The following is a 16658-nucleotide window of genomic DNA, read 5'->3' as shown; positions in this document are numbered from 1 at the left end:
GGCCCGGACGGGGCCGTGCCGCACCGAGCGCGGCAGCGTCGGCCGGGCCACCGGGCCACCGCGTAGGACGAGCGGTGCCGGTGGCCGCGGATCGGCGGCCGTGGGCGGGCCGCCCCGCCAGGTTACGGCCGGCTGAGGCCGGCGTGGGGGCGGGTGGGGGCGGGTGGGGGCGCCGCCCACCCGGGCCCGGTGACCCGGCCACCGGGAAGCCACCGGCCGTGGCGTCCGGGCCCCGGCGTATGCCCGTGGAGCCATACGCCGTAGAGCCGCCGTACGGCCGGGGGCGGCCTGGGCCGGCCCGGGGGCCGGCCGGGCAGGACCCCGCCCCGCGCGGTCACGCGGAACGCCGCCGGGCCGCACCGGTCACCGGGGGAGGACGGTCACGTACGCCGCCGGGTCCCGGTCCTCCGCCGCCGTCAGGGCCGTACGGACCACCGTCGCCTGCTGCTCCGGCGACTCCCGCAGCTTCGCCGGCGTCAGATGGACGACCGTGATGCCGAGGCGTTCCAGGTGCTCGCGCTTGCGGGCCGTCGCCGACCACCGGGCCTCCTCGTCATCCGGCCCCGCCGTGGGCTCCGTACGCGAGTGGACGCCCGGGTGCGGGGCCCGGGTGTCCAGCTCCACCGCGACGGCCTGCTCGGGCCAGTACGCGTCCACCGCGCCCAGGCCGGGCCCGCCCGGCAGCCTCAGGTCGACGTTCCACAGCGGCTCCGGCAGCCCGTGGGCGCGCACCATCTCGTACAGCCGCGCCTCGGCCAGCGTCCGTCCCTCCGCGAGCAGCGTGTCGACCGCGGCCACCACGTGCGGGCGCACCAGCAGTCCTGACTGGTGCAGCTCCCGGACCACCGCGGCCGGTTCGCAGTGCCCGCCGCGTACCGCCTCCGTCAGCAGCGTGACCACCGGGCCCGCCTCAGACAGGTCCGCGACGGCGTCGGCCACCGCCCGTACCACCGGCGCTACCGGAACCCCGCCGATGGGCTCGGGCCGGGGCAGCGCGCGTGCGCGGACGATACGGGCGCAGCCCGTGGAACGCAGCCGCCGGGTGCGCGGCACCAGGACGTCGATCCGGTGCAGCGAGGACAGCGGGGGAGTGGCCGAGAAGCCGTGCAGCGCCAGCGCCGCGAGCCCCGTGATCATCACCGGTCCGCCCGCCGAAGCCGCCACCCCGGCCCCGGCCGTCCCGCCGGCCCCGTCCGCCCCGGACGGCGAGGGCTGGGCCGGGACCGGCGCCGGTTCGGCCCGCCCCGCGTACAGCAGCACCGCGCGCAGCCGTTCCTCACTCGTCGGCAGGCCCGCGTGCAACAGGTAGACCCCCGGCAGCAGTTGCTGCCAGGGGCCGCCGGGCCGGCACCGCGCGGCGACCCGGCCGGCCGGCACACCGTGCTCGCGCAGCCGCGCGAGCGAGTAGACCCGCGCACCCGTCTCGCCGGTGAGTTCGCCGAGCAGGTGGGGGGAAGTGGGGGCGTCGTTGTTCATGTCCGGTGATCTCCCCCAGCCTCACCAGGCATCTAACCCCTGTTACGAATTCGTCGACAAAACCGGACAACACCGCCCTAAAGTACGGGCGTTCGAGCGCCGATCAGGATCCCCCTCCCGGCGCCCGGCCAACCATCTTTCACCCGGTCGGACCCCTGTCACCTGCTCGTACGCGGCGTGGCGCCCGTTCGGCGCCGGCCGGCGCCGAACGGATCCCGGCGCGCGGCGGCCGAAATCCGACTCACCCGGGCGGCCGGAACCACCCGCCGGGCACCCGGAATCCGTCAGCCCGCCGCCGCCCGGTCGCACTCCTGTCCGCGCAGCACGCGCGCCAGGTCGTCCGTCGCCTCCAGTACCAGCCTGCGCAGCGCCGGCGCCGCGTGCGGGTGGGCGTCGAGCCAGGCCGTCGACGCCTCCAGCGTCGAGCGGTCGCCCTGGAGTTCGGGGAACATGCCCCGGACCACATCCATCCCGATCTGGATGGACCGCTCCGTCCACACCCGCTCGATCACCTCGAAGTACCGCGCGGCGTACGGCGCGAGCAGCTCCCGCTGGTCCGGCTGCGCGAAGCCCGCGATCGACGCCCCCACCAGCGCGTTCGACAGCGCGTCCGACTCCACGACCTGGGCCCAGACCTGCGCCTTGACGGCCGCCGACGGCCGGGCCGCCAGGCAGCGCGTCTGGTGGCGCTTGCCCGACGCCGTGTTGTCCAGGGCCAGTTCCGCCGCGATCGCCGCCTCGTCGGCCAGCCCGCGCGCCGCCAGCGGCTCCAGGAAGGTCCACCGCAACTCCTGGTCGACCGTGAGCCCGTCGATCTTGTCCGTGCCGTCGAGGAGGCCCCGCAGCAGCCGGAAGTCCTCGTCCGACGCGGCGGCCGAGGCGAAGAAACGGGCCCACGTCAGCTGGTGCTCACTGCCCGGCTCGGCCTCCCGCAGCCGGGCCAGCGCGCTCCCGGCCAGCAGCCGGGCGCCGTGCTCCCGCCGGTCGGGCGCGGTGTAGCGGTGCAGCGCCGTCCTCGCCCAGGCGTGCAGCGTCTGGAGCACACCCACGTCCGTCTCCCGGCCCGCGTGGGCGATCACCGTGTCGATGAACTCCCTGGCCGGCAGCAGCGCGTCCCGCGTCATGTTCCACAGCGCGGACCAGCACAAGGCGCGGGCGAGCGGGTCGGCGAGGTCGCCCAGGTGCGACCGCACGGTCTCCAGCGAGCCGGCGTCGAAGCGCGCCTTGCAGTACGTCAGGTCCTCGTCGTTGACCAGGATCAGGTCGGGCCGCTCGGCCCCGGCCAGCTCCGTGACGACCGTGCGCGCCCCGTCGACGTCCACCTCGGCACGGGCGTACCGCGCCAGTCCGCCCCCGCCCGCGGTGCGCCGGTAGAGCCCGACCGCGACCCGGTGGGGGCGCAGTTCGGGATGGGTCGCGGACGCCTCCTGGAGGATGGCCAGTTCCGTGACGCGCCCGTCCGCCCCGTAGGCGGCCCGCGGGGTGAGGGAGTTGAGCCCGGCCGTCTGGAGCCAGGAGCGCGCCCAGCCCGACATGTCCCGCCCGGAGGTCTCCGCCAGCACCGAGAGCAGGTCGTCCAGCCGGGTGTTGCCGTACGCGTGCCGCTTGAAGTAGCGCCGCGCGCCCTCCAGGAACGCCTCCTCGCCCACGTACGCGACCAGCTGCTTGAGCACGGACGCGCCCTTGGCGTAGGTGATCCCGTCGAAGTTCAGCTTGGCGTCCTCCAGGTCACGGATGTCGGCCGTGACCGGGTGCGTGGACGGCAGCTGGTCGGCGCGGTAGGCCCACGCCTTGCGGTTGTTGGCGAAGGTGGTCCAGCCGTCGGTGAAGCGGGTGGCCCCCACCATCGAGAACGTGCCCATGAAGTCCGCGAAGGACTCCTTCAGCCAGAGGTCGTCCCACCACTCCATGGTGACCAGGTCGCCGAACCACATGTGCGCCATCTCGTGCAGGATGACGTTCGCCCGGCGCTCGTAGGACGCGCGGGTCACGTAACCGCGGAAGATGTACTCCTCCCGGAAGGTCACCAGGCCCGGGTTCTCCATCGCGCCCAGGTTGTACTCGGGCACGAACGCCTGGTCGTACTTCCCGAAGGGGTACGGGTAGTCGAAGCGGTCGTGGAAGAAGTCCAGCCCCTGCTTGGTGATCTCGAAGACGTCGTCCGCGTCGAAGTACCGGGCCAGCCCCTTGCGGCAGAGCGCGCCCAGCGGGATCTCCAGCGTCGTGCCGTCCGGCAGCGCACGGCTGTAGTGGTCGCGCACGTAGTGGTACGGCCCCGCCACGACGGCGGTGATGTACGTGGAGATCGGCTCCGTCGGCGCGAAGCGCGTGGTCGAGCACCCGTCGTCGGCGCCCGACGGCTCGACCCGCGCGGCGGTGCCGTTGCTGAGCACCGTCCAGCCGTCCGGCGCGGTCACCGAGAACGTGTACGGCGCCTTCAGGTCGGGCTGCTCGAAGTTGGCGAACACCCGCCGCGCGTCGGCCGGCTCGTACTGCGTGTAGAGGTAGACCTCGCCGTCCTCGGGGTCGACGAAGCGGTGCAGGCCCTCGCCGGTCCGGCTGTACGCGCACCGGGCGTCCACCACCAGCACGTTCTCCGCCGACAGGCCGGCCAGCGCGATCCGCGAGCCGTCGAAGACGGCGGCCGGGTCCAGCTCCGCCCCGTTCAGCGTCACCGCGCTCACCTCGGGCGCGATCAGGTCCGCGAAGGTCGACGCCCCCGGCTCGGCGCAGCGGAACCGGATCGTCGTGACCGAGCGGAACGTGCGCGGCCGGTCACCGTCCGGCCCGCCGGCTTCCGGCTCGTCCCCTTCCGGCCCGGCACCGACTTCCGGCCCGGCACCGACCGCCGAGCGCAGGTCGAGAGCGACGTCGTACCCGTCGACGGACAGCAGTACCGCCCGCTCGCGGGCCTCGTCGCGGGAGAGATTCTCACCGGGCACGGTCACTCCTCTGTGGCCTCTGTGGCTCGTCGCAGCTGGATCCTGTCCGGCCGGTGGTCGGCCGCGGACCGGAACCGATCCTCGCACGCCCCACCGACACGTGGCATTCGCCGGACCCGGAGCGGGAATGCCCTGGATCGCCCGGCACGTTCTCCGCTACGCGGGTGTGCGACGCGCCGTGACCGACCCGTCGGTCGCGGCGGACGCGGCGTCGCCCCCGGCGATACCGGTCCGTGCCGAGCTACAGCCATGATTGAGGAGAGACATGTCCGAGAAGACCCCGGTCGACTTCTGGTTCGACCCGCTGTGCCCCTGGGCCTGGCTGACCTCCCGCTGGGTGCTGGAGGTGGAGAAGGTCCGTGACATCGAGGTGCGCTGGCACGTGATGAGCCTCGCCGTGCTCAACGAGGACAAGCTGGACACCCTGCCCCCGGAGTACGCGGAGAGGATGCGCCCGGGCGGCCCGTCATGGGGACCGGTGCGCGTGGTCGTCGCCGCCCAGCAGCTCCACGGTGACGAGATCGTGGGCCCGCTCTACACGGCCCTCGGCACCCGCTTCCATAACCGGGGCGAGGGCAGCAGCCGCGAGGCGATCGCCGGCGCCCTGGCGGACGTGGGCCTGCCCGCCGGCCTGATCGAGTACGCCGATTCCGACACGTACGACACCGAGCTGCGCGCCTCCCACAAGGAGGGCATCGACAAGGTGGGCCAGGAGGTCGGCACGCCCGTGATCGCCGTCCCCGGCGCGGACGGCGAGCAGATCGCCTTCTTCGGCCCGGTCGTCACCCCCGCCCCGAAGGGCGAGGAGGCGGCGAAGCTCTGGGACGGCACGCTGATGGTCGCCTCGATCCCCGGCTTCTACGAGATCAAGCGCACGAGGACGGCGGCCCCCAGCTTCGACTGATCCTCGCGTACGGCACGTCCGGACCGGGGGACGACGCCCGGCCCCGGCGCACGACATCACGGGCCGGTCACGCCCGCCCCCGGCGCACGACAGAAGGACCCCCGCGAGTCACGTCCTCGCAGGGGTCCTTCTCCCTGCCGGCCTGCTGGTGAAGGTTGAGAAGACGATCACGAGCAGGACGATCTCCATGCCTCCCGAGCCGGGCGCCTCCGGAGGAGGCTCACGCGCTCAAGGGGCGAGCAGCAGATTGTTCGCCCGCTGCTTCGCGGCGGTGTGGCGCTTGGCCACGTCCTGCCAGTTGACGACCCGCCACATCGCCTCGATGAAGTCCACCTTCTGGTTCTTGTACTGGAGGTAGAAGGCGTGCTCCCAGGCGTCGAAGACCAGGATCGGGACCGAGCCCTGGCCGACGTTGCCCTGGTGGTCGTAGACCTGCTCGACGATCAGCCGCCCGCTCACCGGTTCGTACGCGAGGACGCCCCAGCCGGAGCCCTGGGTGGTCGCCGCCGCCTTGGTCAGCTGGGCCTTGAAGCCGGCGAACGATCCGAACGACTCGGCGATCGCGTCCGCCAGCTCCCCCACGCCGTCCTCCGCCAGCGGCTCGCCGCCGCCGTCACCGGTCATGTTGTGCCAGTAGATCGAGTGCAGGATGTGGCCGGAGAGATGGAACGCCAGGTTCTTCTCCAGCCCGTTGATCGATCCCCACGACCCCTTGTCACGGGCTTCCGCCAGCTGTTCGAGGGTGTCGTTGGCCCCCTTCACATAGGCCGCGTGGTGCTTGTCGTGGTGCAGCTCGACGATCTGCGGGTCGATGACCGGCTCGAGCGCCGTGTAGTCGTACGGAAGTTCAGGAAGCGTGTAGGTGGCCATGGGTCTCCGAGCCCTCCGTGTCTTATTGCGCATTCTATGCAAGTGCACGCTAGCAGCAACAGATCACTGTGGGGCGCGTCACCCGAGCCCGGGTCCGCGTCGCCGAGCCCCGGGGGTCACGCGGGCTTTGTCACACCCCTGACAACGCCCTCACCTCCGGTTTGTGGACGAGTGACGGTGTTCGACCCGGATGCCGTCGGCTATCGTCGATCTGTCCGAACGCCCTCACGACCGCGGAGTCCCCATGGCCACTGCCGCCGCAGCCCCCCGTTCCGGAGCGGTCCTCGCCGATCTGCTCCCCGCCACCCGTACGAGGGACATCGCCCTGGTTCTCGGCGGCGCCGTACTCACCGGCCTCGCGGCACAGGTGTCCGTGCCCGTCCCGGGTTCCCCCGTCCCGGTCACCGGGCAGACCTTCGCCGCCCTGCTCGTCGGCACCGCCCTCGGCGCCCGCCGCGGCTTCCTCTCGCTGGCCGTCTACACCGTGGTCGGGATGGCCGGGATGCCCTGGTTCTCCGCGGGTTCGTCCGGACCCGGCGGCGCCTCCTTCGGCTATGTACTGGGCATGCTGCTCGCGGCCACGGTGGTGGGCGCGCTGGCCCGCCGGGGCGGCGACCGTTCCGTGCTCCGTACGGCCGGGACGATGGCCGTGGGCTCGGCGGTCACCTACGCGGTCGGTGTCCCGTACCTGGCGCTGAGCAGCGGGATGTCGCTGAGCGCCGCCGTGGCCGCCGGTCTGGTCCCGTTCCTGCTGGGGGACGCGCTCAAGGCCGCACTGGCGATGGGCGCGCTGCCCGCGGCCTGGAAACTCGCCGGACGCCGCGGCTGACGGACGTACATGAGACGAGGCTCTTCCCTCGCCCTGGAAACAACGGGCGCGAGGGAAGAGCCTCACTGTCAGGTGTCAGGTGCTGATGCGGTCCTCCGGCCCGGCGGAGCGCGCGGTGCCGACCTGGCCCGGCGCCGGCTCACCGGAGCCCGCGCCGCCGGCCGCGGAGACCCCGGCGGCACCCTTCGCGCCGCCGCCCCGCCGCCGGTGGACCGTTTCCCGCGCCAGCGCGATCGCCACCACGAACGCCGCCACCAGCAGCGACAGCAGTACCTGCTCGCGCCCGGCGTCGTCGGTGAGCATGTAGACCAGCACGAACGAGATCATCGCGATCGTCGCCCAGGTCAGGTACGGGAAGAGCCACATCCGTACGACCAGCTTCTCCGGCGCCTCCCGCAGGATGATCCCGCGCATCCTCAGCTGGGTGAAACAGATGACGAGCCAGACGAACAGCGCCACCGCGCCCGACGAGTTCAGCAGGAACGCGAAGACCGTGTCCGGCCACTTGTAGTTGAAGAAGACGGCGACGAAGCCGAACAGGACGGACGACAGGATCGCCGCCTGCGGCACGCCCCGGCCGTTGGTCCGGGCGAAGGCGGCGGGCGCGTCGCCGCGCCGCCCGAGCGAGAAGGCCATCCGGGAGGCCGTGTAGAGGCCGGAGTTCAGACAGGACAGCACGGCCGTCAGGACGATCACGTTCATGACCTGCCCGGCGTGCGGGATCCCGATCGAGTTCAGCGAGGCCACGTACGAGCCGTCCTTGATGATCGACGCGTCGTTCCACGGCAGCAGCGTCAGCACGACGAAGATCGAGCCCAGGTAGAAGACCGCGATCCGCCAGATCACGCTGTTGGTCGCCTTGGAGACGGCACGCTGCGGGTTCGCGGACTCCCCGGCGGCGAGCGTGACGATCTCGCTGCCCATGAACGAGAAGACGACCATCAGAATGCCGGTGAGGATCGCTCCCGGCCCCTTCGGGAAGAAGCCGCCCGTGTCCGTGAGGTGCGCGAAACCCGCGCCCGGGTTGTCCGACCCGGGCAGCACCCCGAACACGGCCAGCAGGCCTATCACCACGAACCCGGCGATCGCCACGACCTTGATCCCGGCGAACCAGAACTCGAATTCGCCGTACGACGCCACCGACGCCAGGTTCGTCGCGGTCAGCACGACCATCACGATCAGCGCCCAGCCCCACTGCGGCACGGCCGGGATCCAGCCCTCCAGGATCTGCGCGCCCGCGGTCGCCTCCACCGCCAGCACCACGACCCAGAAGAACCAGTACAGCCAGCCGATCGAGAACCCGGCCCAGCGCCCCAGCGCCCGGTCGGCGTAGGCGGAGAAGGAGCCGGAGGTCGGCTGGGCCGCGGCCATCTCGCCCAGCATCCGCATCACCAGTACGACCATGGCGCCGACCAGGGCGTACGAGAGCAGGATGGCCGGCCCGGCGGCGGCGATACCGGCGCTGGAACCGACGAACAGCCCGGCACCGATCACCCCGCCGATCGCGATCATCGACAGATGGCGGTTCTTGAGACCGGCCTGGAGCCCGTCCGGGGAGTGCGGATCCCCGGCCCCGGCGGGGTGTCCGCCGCTCGGAGCGGGAGGAAGCACGGAGGTCATGCAGGAGTCCTTACGTTCGAGTCCGCCCACAGGCGGTTCCCGGCATTGAAGCGCCCGCTCCCCGAAAATCGGAAGGGTATATTCCGTTTCTTTACCCAGGGGGCGGTTGCGCACGAAGAGGTAGCTGCGCCGCGCGATCCTGACCCGCTCTTCGATACCCAACCGGGCGCCGCGCACACCGCACGTGTCAGACTTCGGCCCATGCGCGTTTACCTCGGCTCCGACCACGCCGGCTTCGAACTGAAGAACCACCTGGTGACCTGGCTCACAGAGCAGGGTCATGAGCCCGTCGACTGCGGCCCGCACGTCTACGACGCCCAGGACGACTACCCGCCCTTCTGCCTGCGCGCGGCGGAGCGCACGGCCGCGGACCCGGAGAGCCTGGGCATCGTGATCGGCGGCTCCGGCAACGGCGAGCAGATCGCGGCGAACAAGGTCAAGGGCGTCCGGGCGATCCTGGCCTGGAGCCAGGAGACGGCGGCGCTGGGCCGCGAGCACAACAACGCGAACGTCATCTCGGTCGGCGGCCGTATGCACACCCTCGACGAACTGGTCTCCTTCGTGGAGGTCTTCCTCAAGACCCCGTACTCGGGCGGCTGTGCTCGATATGCGGCTCCGCCGCGTGGGCGGAGGCTCCGAGGAACGAGGAGCCGGGCACGGTCGACCGTCGACAGTGCCCGCGGCCGGAGGCCGCTGATGGGTACAGCGAGCGCCCCGGAGGCGAACCGAGCCTCAAAAAAGAGAGGGACGAACCAGCGTGCCCGAAGGGCATACCATCCACCGCCTGGCCGAGGACCACTTCGTCCGCTTCGGCGGCCGCCCCGCCCGGGTCAGCAGCCCGCAGGGCAAGTTCGCCGACAGTGCCGCGCTGCTCGACGGCCGGGTCCTCGCCGACGTCGACGCCCACGGCAAGCACCTCTTCCTCGGCTTCGGTGCCGACGACTGGGTCCATGTCCACCTCGGCCTCTTCGGCAAGCTCGGTTTCGGTACGGCCCCGGCCCCGCCGCCCACCGACACCGTCCGCCTCCGGCTGCTCAACGACGAGCACTACGCCGACCTGCGCGGCCCCACCACCTGCGCCCTGGTCGGCGGGCCCGAGAAGCAGGCGATACACGACCGGCTCGGCCCGGACCCCCTGCGCCCCGAGGACGACGGGGAGAAGGCGTGGGCGCGGATCTCCCGGTCCCGTACGACCGTCGCCGCCCTGCTGATGGACCAGAAGGTCATCGCGGGTGTCGGCAACGTCTACCGCGCCGAGGTCCTCTTCCGGCACGGCATCGACCCGTACCGGGCCGGCAGGGACCTGACCCGCGCCGAGTGGGAGAGCATCTGGGCGGACCTGGTCGCCCTGATGCGCGAGGGCGTGCGGAACAACCGGATCGACACCGTCCGGCCCGAGCACACGCCGGAGGCCATGGGCCGCCCGCCGCGCGTGGACGACCACGGCGGCGAGGTCTACGTCTACCGGCGGGCACGGATGCCGTGTCACCTGTGCGGCACGGAGATCCGTACGGCGCCCCTCGCCGCCCGCAACCTCTTCTGGTGCCCCGCCTGCCAGCGACGCTGAGAGGCCATGGCCCGGGGCCCGTCACCGGCCCCGGAACCGAACCGGCCCCGGAACCGAACCGGGACCCGGCCCCGGAACCGAACCGGGACCCGGCCCCATCAGAACCCGTGCGGCAGCCACGGCGCGACATCCGACCCGAACGCCGTCGACGCCTCCGCCAGCGCGCCCGGCCGCAGCTCCCGCACCCGGCCCGCGCCCGCGAGCGCGGTCAGCGACACCCCGCCCAGATAGGCGGTGCCCAACTCGTTGACCGAGAGCCGCAGATCGGGCTGGTCGGCCGTGCGCTCGCAGGACGCGCCCTTGGGGTCGCCGCACAGCCGCCACCGCCCCTCGTTCCAGGGGCAGAAGGAGTCCTCGACCTCCAGCACCACGTCCACCGGCGTCCGGTACGTACGGGCCTGGAGCGCGGCCCCGACCTCCACCAGCCGGACGTACAGCGAGTCCCGCAGCCGCGGCTCGCACCGGCGGATGTCGGACACCAGGTGCTGGACCGGCGCGTCGACCGGCAGGTCGCGCACCACGACCGTCGACGTCAGGTCGATCCCGGCCAGGTGGCGCCAGAGCGCCGCGTACGCCCGCGGGTCGAGCCCGTAGAGGTCCGACACGTGGACCGTGCCCTTGGGGCCCGCCTCCTCCCATTCCGGCTTGACGCGGTAGCGCGTGAACCCCACCACCTCGCCCCGCCGCTCGGCCAGGACGCACTGGAGGGGCGACATCCCGTCCTTCTCCCGCTTCCCGTCGACCACGGGCAACCGCTCCCAGCCGGGCCGCCGGGCGAGCATTCCGGGCCGGCCGGCTACGTGCGCGGCGTACACGGCCTCGCACGCCTCCAGCACGGCCGGTTCGTGCGGCGTCGCCAGGCGCAGGCTCACCTCGTCGGTGCCGTCGGCGTCGCCGTCGCCACCCCTCCCGTCCGGCACGGAGAGCCGCACCTGGGAGGTGTCGATCCGCAGCAACAGCTGCTGGGTCGCCGCGCCGTAGCCGTACCGCCCGTAGATCGCCGGTTCGGAGGCCGTCAACAGAGCGAGCGGTTCATCCCACGAACGAATGTCGTCCAGTTGGCGCCGCATCATCGACGTGAGCAGTCCCCGCCTGCGGTGGGTCGCCGCCACGCTCACCATCGTGACCCCCGCCGCGGGCACCGACGCGCCGCCCGGCACGGTGAGCCGGAAGCTGAACGCCCCCGCCGTGCCGACGCATTGGCCGCCGTCCCAGACGCCGATCGAGCGCTCGTGCTCCGTCAGCGCCTCGTACAGTGAGCGTTCCTCCGGCGGCTCGGTGACTCCGCCGAACGCGAGTTCCAACGATGCGTACCAGCGGTCCCAGTCGGCACGGCCGAGAATGCGCGTTTCAGTGGTCATATGCCATCAGTATCAAGCGTCCGTTGACGAAGCGACCCGGTTTCGAACGCAATGTCACAGGGGTCCCTCTGCACGGCACCCCTCGGGCTCGGTAAAGTCCAAGGGCAATGGCTGGTGTCGCGGGAGCGGATTCGTACTCGGCCCGGATGCGCATGACGCTGCACCGGGTCCGCAACAGCGTGCGCAAATCGGGCGTCGACTACTTCCGTGGCGACGGCTCCGACTGGATCGCGCTCGCCGGACTGCTGCTCACGGTCCCGGCCATCGCGCTGGCGACGATCGCGCTGCCGATGTGGTGCGCGCCCTCCGCGCTCGTCCTGCCCATCGTGGCGGGCGGGCTGCTGCTGCGGCCCGCCAGCCTGCTCAGCCTGTACGCGGCGGCGGCCGCCGCGCTGATCGTCGAGTCCATGGTCCTGGGCCCGTACCCGGACGGGCCGGGCCGCGTCACGCCCGGCACGGTGCTGGTGGTGGCCGCCTGCGGGCTGTTCGGGCTACTGATCGCCCAGTTCAGGGCGAGGGTCGGAGTGCCCTGGCGGCGTGGCGGCACGATGCTCTTCGACCTGCGTGAACGCATCAGGGTGCAGAGCGCGCTGCCCCGGCTGCCGCAGGGCTGGCACCAGGAGATGGCCCTGCGCCCGGCCGGCGGCCAGTCCTTCTCCGGCGACTTCGTCGTGGCGGCCCGGACGAACGGCGGCCGGACCCTGGAGGTCGTCCTGACCGACGTCTCCGGCAAGGGCATGGACGCGGGCTCCCGCGCCCTGCTGCTGTCCGGTGCCTTCGGAGGTCTCCTGGGCTCGCTTCCCCCGCACAACTTCCTGCCCGCGGCCAACGGCTATCTGCTCCGCCAGGACTGGGACGAGGGCTTCGCCACCTCCATCCACCTGGTGCTCGACCTGGAGTCCGGCGACTACGAGTTGCTCTCGGCGGGCCATCTGCCCGCCCTCCAACTGCACGCGGGCAGTGGGCGCTGGGAGGAGAAGTCCGGCGAGGGGCCGCTGCTCGGCGTGTACGACGGCGCGCAGTTCGACCCGGTCAAGGGCTCGCTGTGCCCGGGGGACGTGCTGATGCTCTTCACGGACGGCCTGGTCGAGGCGCCCGGACGGGATCTGGGCGAGGGCATCGACCGGCTCACCGGCGAGGCGGACCGCTATGTCGCGCCGGGGTTCGAGGGCGCGGCCTGGCATCTGATCGAGGCGGTGGCGAAGGACGTGAACGACGACCGCGCCCTCCTGCTGATCTGCCGCGAACCCTGACCGGCCGCGAACCCTGTTCAGCCCGTGAAGGCTGATCGGCCATGAACTCTGTTCAGCCGCGAACCCTGACCGGCGGCCCCCCGTACCGGCGGCCCTCCGCACCCCGACAGCCGCGGCGCCCCGGTCGTCGGCCTGACGAGCGGGGCGCCGCGGCTGTTCGCGTGCCGTGCGGTGGAGCGTCACGCGCGTCGTGCGCGTCGTACCTACGTAAGGCGGCTGCGGTCATGCGGTGGAGGCGGCCTCTCGCGTCGGCTCACCGCCTGTGGGCCCGTCGCCTCCGTCCTTGCCGCCCGGCAGGATCCGGGCGAGCCAGTGCGACCGGCCGGCGGCCAGCGGGCCGAGGACGGCCAGGACCAGGACGTAGCCCGCGATGAACGGCGCGAGCCGTGGATCGAGGCCCGCGCCCGCCGCCATCGTGGCGAGGATGAGCGCGAACTCGCCCCGGGCCAGCAGCGTGGTCGAGATGTTGGCCGCGGGCAGTGCCCCGAAGCCGAAGATCTTGGCGGCCGACAGCCCCGCCGCGACGTTCATCACCAGGGTGATGACGGCGGCCACGAGCACCGGCCAGAGCACGGTCGGCAGGTCGCCCGGGTTGATCGAAAGACCGAAGGCGAAGAAGAAGATCGCGCCGAACGCGTCCCGCAGCGGATGCACGAGCTTGCGGATCCGGTCGCCCGAGGTCGTACCGCCCAGCATCAGACCGACCATGAACGCGCCGATGGCATCCGCCACTCCGAACCACTCGGAGACACCCGCGACGAAGACGGCGATGCCGAGGAACGAGATGACGAGCAGCTCGTCGTCCCTGGTGGCGATGAACCGGCCCACGACCCGGGTCCCGTACCGCGCGGCGAGCGCGAGCAGCAGCAGGAAGCCGAACGCCTTGCCGCCGTCCATCAGCGCGGCGGAGAGGCTGTCCGCGCCCGACAGGATCGGTTGCAGCGCGGCCAGGTAGAGGGCCAGGAAGATGTCCTCGACCACGATGATGCCGAGGATCGGTTTCGTCTCGGGGTTGCCGATGCGGCCGAGGTCGACCAGGACCTTCGTCACGATCGCGGACGAGGAGATGCCGAGCACTCCGGCGAGCACCAGCGCCTCGGACGTGCCCCAGCCCATCGCGAAGCCGAAGGCCAGCCCGGCGCCGACGTTGAGCGCGAGATACGCCCCGCCGGCGAGGGCCATCTTCCGGCCGCCCTCCTTGAGGTCGTCCAGGTGGAACTCGAGCCCCAGGTAGAAGAGCAGCAGCACGAGGCCGAGCGCCGACAGCATCTCCAGGTCGTGCGGGTCGGAGACCAGCACGAGGCCGGGGGTGTGGGGGCCGAGGAGGATCCCGGCCAGCATGAACAGGGGAATCGTGGGCAGCTCGATCCTGTTGCCGAGCCGGGCGAGTACGGCGGCGGCCAGGAAGGCGCCGCCCATGGCTATGAGGGTCTCTGCGTGTCCGATGGGATCGTTCCTCCATCATCTTGTAAAAGAAAGCGTCAAGGAATCGTCAGTAATTAGTTTACCAAAGGATATGCGGGGCGGTCCGGCCCGCGCGCGAGGGGCCCCGTGGGCGGCGTCATGGGCGGCCCCGACGGCCACGAGGCGGAGGCACGGCAAAGGGGCGCCCCGCCGAGTTCGGCGGGGCGCCCTGGAGGCCGGTTTCCGGACCGTTCGGTCGAGGTCCGGTCGAGGTGGGGAACGCGGTTCAGTCGCGGGCGGGAGCGGTCTTGTCGCGCCGGAACGCCCAGTTCATGTCCGGTTCCGTCACGCAGCGCAGCAGCCGTCGCACGGGAGGCGTGCACAGCGCGGTGACCGCGACGCCGGCCACGAGGGTCAGCGCGATCTCGCCGAGCGGATCCGAGAGCCACGGGTAGGTCTCGAAGACGCCGGCGTACGTCGCGCCCTTGAGCAGGAAGCCGTGCAGCAGGTAGCCGCAGATCGTGCCCGCGCCCAGCACGGTGAACCAGGTCCGCCGCCGTGGCACCAGGGCCAGGAACGCGGCGGTGAGCAGCATCGAGCAGCCGAAGAGCGCGAACTGCATCACCGGCCCGACCCACCACGCGCTGTCCAGTTCCTGCGCGCTGTAGCTGTGGTAGAACCACCCGTTGCGCATCTCGGCCGCCGCCCAGTACGAGAACGCCAGCGCGCCCGCGAGCAGCGGCACCGCCAGCAGCCGCGCCTCCCGGCGCCGGACCATCTGGAAGTGCTCGGGCTTCAGGCACAGCCCCACAACGAAGTACGGCGCGAACTGGAGGGTGCGCTGGAGGTCGAGGTCGTCGCCGATGCTCGGGCTCACCGAGGCCAGGCAGGCCACGACGAGCGCGACCGCGAGCGGGTGGCGCAGGGAGCGCCACAGCGGCGTGGTCAGCCGCCAGATGAACAGCGCGGCCAGGAACCAGGTGAGGTAGAAGGGGTCGAGCAGGCTGATCGGATGGCCGGGGGTGTCGTCCGCGTACCGCTTGAAGAGCGAGTAGGCCGTCTCGAAGACGACGTACGGCACGGCGACGCCGGTCACCAGGCGCTTGATCTGGCGCGGGCTCGCGGTGAAGTTCCGGGAGAAGTAGCCGGAGACGACGATGAAGGCCGGCATGTGGAAGGCGTACACGAACATGTACAGCGCCTTGGTGGCCCGGCTGCCGTCCATGACCGGTTCCCAGGCGTGCGCCATGGCCACGAGGACGATCGCCAGGAACTTGGCGTTGTCGAAGAACGGGTCCCGCTTCGTGTCCGGCTTGCCGGACACCGGGGGCCGGTCGGCGGTGTCCGCACCCGTCGGCCGGCCGGCCGGTGTCGGCGTGTCGGCCACCGCGCCGGCGCTGGTGGCAGCTGTGGACTCCGGGGCTTCGGCGGTGGCGAGCGGAGACGTCTCGTATCCATGGGGCGCCTGCAACATTTGAGGCACCCTAGCGGCGCCTCGCCGAATTCGAAAATCTCCCGGTCGGCCGGGGTTTACCAAAAATCCATCCGCCGACACCGGGTGATATGCCCCAATTAATCATGGTTATATAGGGCATATCGCCAGGGTGGGCGTGAATGCGTGATCACCGGTCGACCGTGCTGTGAATGCCCTGCGGAATATCCTGTGAACAAAATGTGCGCCCTTTGGAAGGTGTGGTTCGAATTCGCTTCCGTATTCATTCCCGGGATATGTCGTACGGTGTGGCGCGGCAGCGCCGCGCACGACACGCGGGCGCGGTGATGGCGCGAACCCGGCGGCGATAGTTCGTCACCGCCCCACACCTGCGCGGACGTTGGTGGCACGATGGTCCGAGCGGGGGGCGTCCGGAGTCGTGCCTTCCTGCCGCAGGCGAGAGCGGACCGACCGAGGGTGTGATCAGTTGTGGCCATTTCACTGTCTGTGGTGGTTCTGTTGGCGGTCATCATGGTGGTGCTGATCCGCGGAGGCTCGCTCAAGGCCGGTCCCGCGATCGTCGCGATCCTCTTCGGCTTCTTCCTCGCGTCCACCAACATCGCCCCGTCGGTGCAACGGTTCCTCAACTCGCTGGCGGAAACGATCAACCAGATCAGCTTCTGACGTCATAGGCCGTACGAGCTGGTCGGCCGATGAGACGACTCGGGCCCGGTCCGTGGCGTAGGCGTACGCGCACGGGCCGGGCCCGGATCCGCTGGAGCGGGCGACGGGAATCGAACCCGCGTAGCTAGTTTGGAAGACTAGGGCTCTACCATTGAGCTACGCCCGCACGGAGCGTGCCACGGGCGCTACGCCCCCGGCACGGCTCACATCGTAGCGGGTCCCGGCCGTGCGCCGCACACCCCTCCGGCGCCGCCCACGCGTCGCCCTCGGTCGGGCCCTCTGCCGAGCCCTCGCGGAAGCCCCCGCGTGTGAGTGC

The 16658-nt window shown here is 71.6% G+C and carries 12 protein-coding genes, 1 tRNA gene and 1 pseudogene; 6 read left to right on the top strand and 8 right to left on the bottom strand.

Annotated features, from left to right (window positions below; translation table 11 throughout):
- Positions 1-363: 363 nt before the first annotated feature.
- Positions 364-1476, bottom strand: coding sequence for a hypothetical protein (locus tag IG02_RS0117305; RefSeq protein WP_030748189.1), 1113 nt, complete (start codon positions 1474-1476; stop codon positions 364-366).
- Between the two features lie 284 nt (positions 1477-1760).
- Entirely contained in the window at positions 1761-4418 is a 2658-nt protein-coding gene (gene pepN, locus IG02_RS0117300) for an aminopeptidase N (protein ID WP_030748187.1), read from the bottom strand.
- 265 nt (positions 4419-4683) lie between these two features.
- Between pepN and IG02_RS0117295 the strand changes: the two genes are divergently transcribed.
- Positions 4684-5322: a DsbA family protein gene (locus tag IG02_RS0117295; protein ID WP_030748184.1), complete on the top strand. Its 639-nt coding sequence runs from the start codon at positions 4684-4686 to the stop codon at positions 5320-5322.
- 228 nt (positions 5323-5550) lie between these two features.
- Here IG02_RS0117295 and IG02_RS0117290 read toward each other — a convergent pair whose 3' ends face one another.
- Positions 5551-6192 carry a superoxide dismutase gene (locus IG02_RS0117290; protein WP_030748181.1) on the bottom strand — a complete coding sequence of 214 codons (642 nt, stop codon included), beginning with the start codon at positions 6190-6192 and terminating at the stop codon, positions 5551-5553.
- Positions 6193-6436: 244 nt separating this feature from the next.
- Between IG02_RS0117290 and IG02_RS0117285 the strand changes: the two genes are divergently transcribed.
- A complete protein-coding gene (locus tag IG02_RS0117285) occupies positions 6437-7021 on the top strand; it encodes a biotin transporter BioY (RefSeq protein WP_030748178.1) in 585 nt (194 codons plus the stop codon).
- Positions 7022-7096: 75 nt separating this feature from the next.
- On the opposite strand, the gene IG02_RS0117280 is transcribed toward IG02_RS0117285, so the two are convergent.
- Positions 7097-8533, bottom strand: a complete 1437-nt coding sequence (locus IG02_RS0117280; RefSeq protein ID WP_234314809.1) for an amino acid permease — start codon at positions 8531-8533, stop codon at positions 7097-7099.
- Between the two features lie 309 nt (positions 8534-8842).
- On the opposite strand from IG02_RS0117280, the pseudogene IG02_RS39425 reads away from it, so the two are divergent.
- Both IG02_RS39425 and IG02_RS0117270 read left to right on the top strand, forming a co-directional pair.
- Positions 8843-9235 (top strand): annotated as a pseudogene (locus IG02_RS39425) (ribose-5-phosphate isomerase); the annotation flags it as partial.
- 163 nt (positions 9236-9398) lie between these two features.
- A complete protein-coding gene (locus IG02_RS0117270) occupies positions 9399-10208 on the top strand; it encodes an Fpg/Nei family DNA glycosylase (RefSeq protein ID WP_030748169.1) in 810 nt (269 codons plus the stop codon).
- Positions 10209-10306: 98 nt separating this feature from the next.
- Here IG02_RS0117270 and IG02_RS0117265 read toward each other — a convergent pair whose 3' ends face one another.
- The gene (locus IG02_RS0117265; RefSeq protein ID WP_030748164.1) at positions 10307-11569 is read right to left on the bottom strand and encodes a GNAT family N-acetyltransferase; all 1263 of its coding nucleotides are present in this window, start codon (positions 11567-11569) and stop codon (positions 10307-10309) included.
- Positions 11570-11676: 107 nt separating this feature from the next.
- On the opposite strand from IG02_RS0117265, the gene IG02_RS0117260 reads away from it, so the two are divergent.
- On the top strand, positions 11677-12822 hold the full coding sequence (locus IG02_RS0117260) for a PP2C family protein-serine/threonine phosphatase (protein ID WP_030748163.1): 1146 nt from the start codon (positions 11677-11679) through the stop codon (positions 12820-12822).
- Between the two features lie 222 nt (positions 12823-13044).
- Here the strand turns inward: IG02_RS0117260 and IG02_RS0117255 are convergent, their stop codons facing one another.
- Positions 13045-14241: a cation:proton antiporter gene (locus tag IG02_RS0117255; RefSeq protein WP_037803244.1), complete on the bottom strand. Its 1197-nt coding sequence runs from the start codon at positions 14239-14241 to the stop codon at positions 13045-13047.
- A 271-nt stretch (positions 14242-14512) separates the two neighbouring features.
- Positions 14513-15700, bottom strand: coding sequence for an acyltransferase family protein (locus tag IG02_RS0117250; protein WP_030748157.1), 1188 nt, complete (start codon positions 15698-15700; stop codon positions 14513-14515).
- A gap of 447 nt (positions 15701-16147) precedes the next feature.
- On the opposite strand from IG02_RS0117250, the gene IG02_RS0117245 reads away from it, so the two are divergent.
- Positions 16148-16342, top strand: coding sequence for a hypothetical protein (locus tag IG02_RS0117245; RefSeq protein WP_030748154.1), 195 nt, complete (start codon positions 16148-16150; stop codon positions 16340-16342).
- Positions 16343-16434: 92 nt separating this feature from the next.
- Here IG02_RS0117245 and IG02_RS0117240 read toward each other — a convergent pair.
- Positions 16435-16508 (bottom strand) — tRNA-Gly (locus tag IG02_RS0117240).
- Between the last annotated feature and the right edge of the window lie 150 nt (positions 16509-16658).

The sequence above is a fragment of the Streptomyces sp. NRRL F-5135 genome (genome assembly GCF_000719775.1).
Taxonomy (GTDB): Bacteria; Actinomycetota; Actinomycetes; order Streptomycetales; family Streptomycetaceae; genus Streptomyces; species Streptomyces hebeiensis.
The sequence above is the reverse complement of the archived record's forward strand: the minus strand, read 5'-3'. Positions and strand labels throughout refer to the sequence as shown.

What these genes read in the sequence shown, in the direction of transcription:
- IG02_RS0117305 (WP_030748189.1), bottom strand. Translation starts at nt 1,476, where the DNA reads ATGAACAACGACGCCCCCACTTCCCCCCACCTGCTCGGCGAACTCACC.
- IG02_RS0117295 (WP_030748184.1), top strand. Translation starts at nt 4,684, where the DNA reads ATGTCCGAGAAGACCCCGGTCGACTTCTGGTTCGACCCGCTGTGCCCC.
- IG02_RS0117290 (WP_030748181.1), bottom strand. Translation starts at nt 6,192, where the DNA reads ATGGCCACCTACACGCTTCCTGAACTTCCGTACGACTACACGGCGCTC.
- IG02_RS0117285 (WP_030748178.1), top strand. Translation starts at nt 6,437, where the DNA reads ATGGCCACTGCCGCCGCAGCCCCCCGTTCCGGAGCGGTCCTCGCCGAT.
- IG02_RS0117280 (WP_234314809.1), bottom strand. Translation starts at nt 8,533, where the DNA reads ATGATCGCGATCGGCGGGGTGATCGGTGCCGGGCTGTTCGTCGGTTCC.
- IG02_RS0117265 (WP_030748164.1), bottom strand. Translation starts at nt 11,569, where the DNA reads ATGACCACTGAAACGCGCATTCTCGGCCGTGCCGACTGGGACCGCTGG.
- IG02_RS0117260 (WP_030748163.1), top strand. Translation starts at nt 11,677, where the DNA reads ATGGCTGGTGTCGCGGGAGCGGATTCGTACTCGGCCCGGATGCGCATG.
- IG02_RS0117255 (WP_037803244.1), bottom strand. Translation starts at nt 14,241, where the DNA reads ATGGGCGGCGCCTTCCTGGCCGCCGCCGTACTCGCCCGGCTCGGCAAC.
- IG02_RS0117250 (WP_030748157.1), bottom strand. Translation starts at nt 15,700, where the DNA reads ATGTTGCAGGCGCCCCATGGATACGAGACGTCTCCGCTCGCCACCGCC.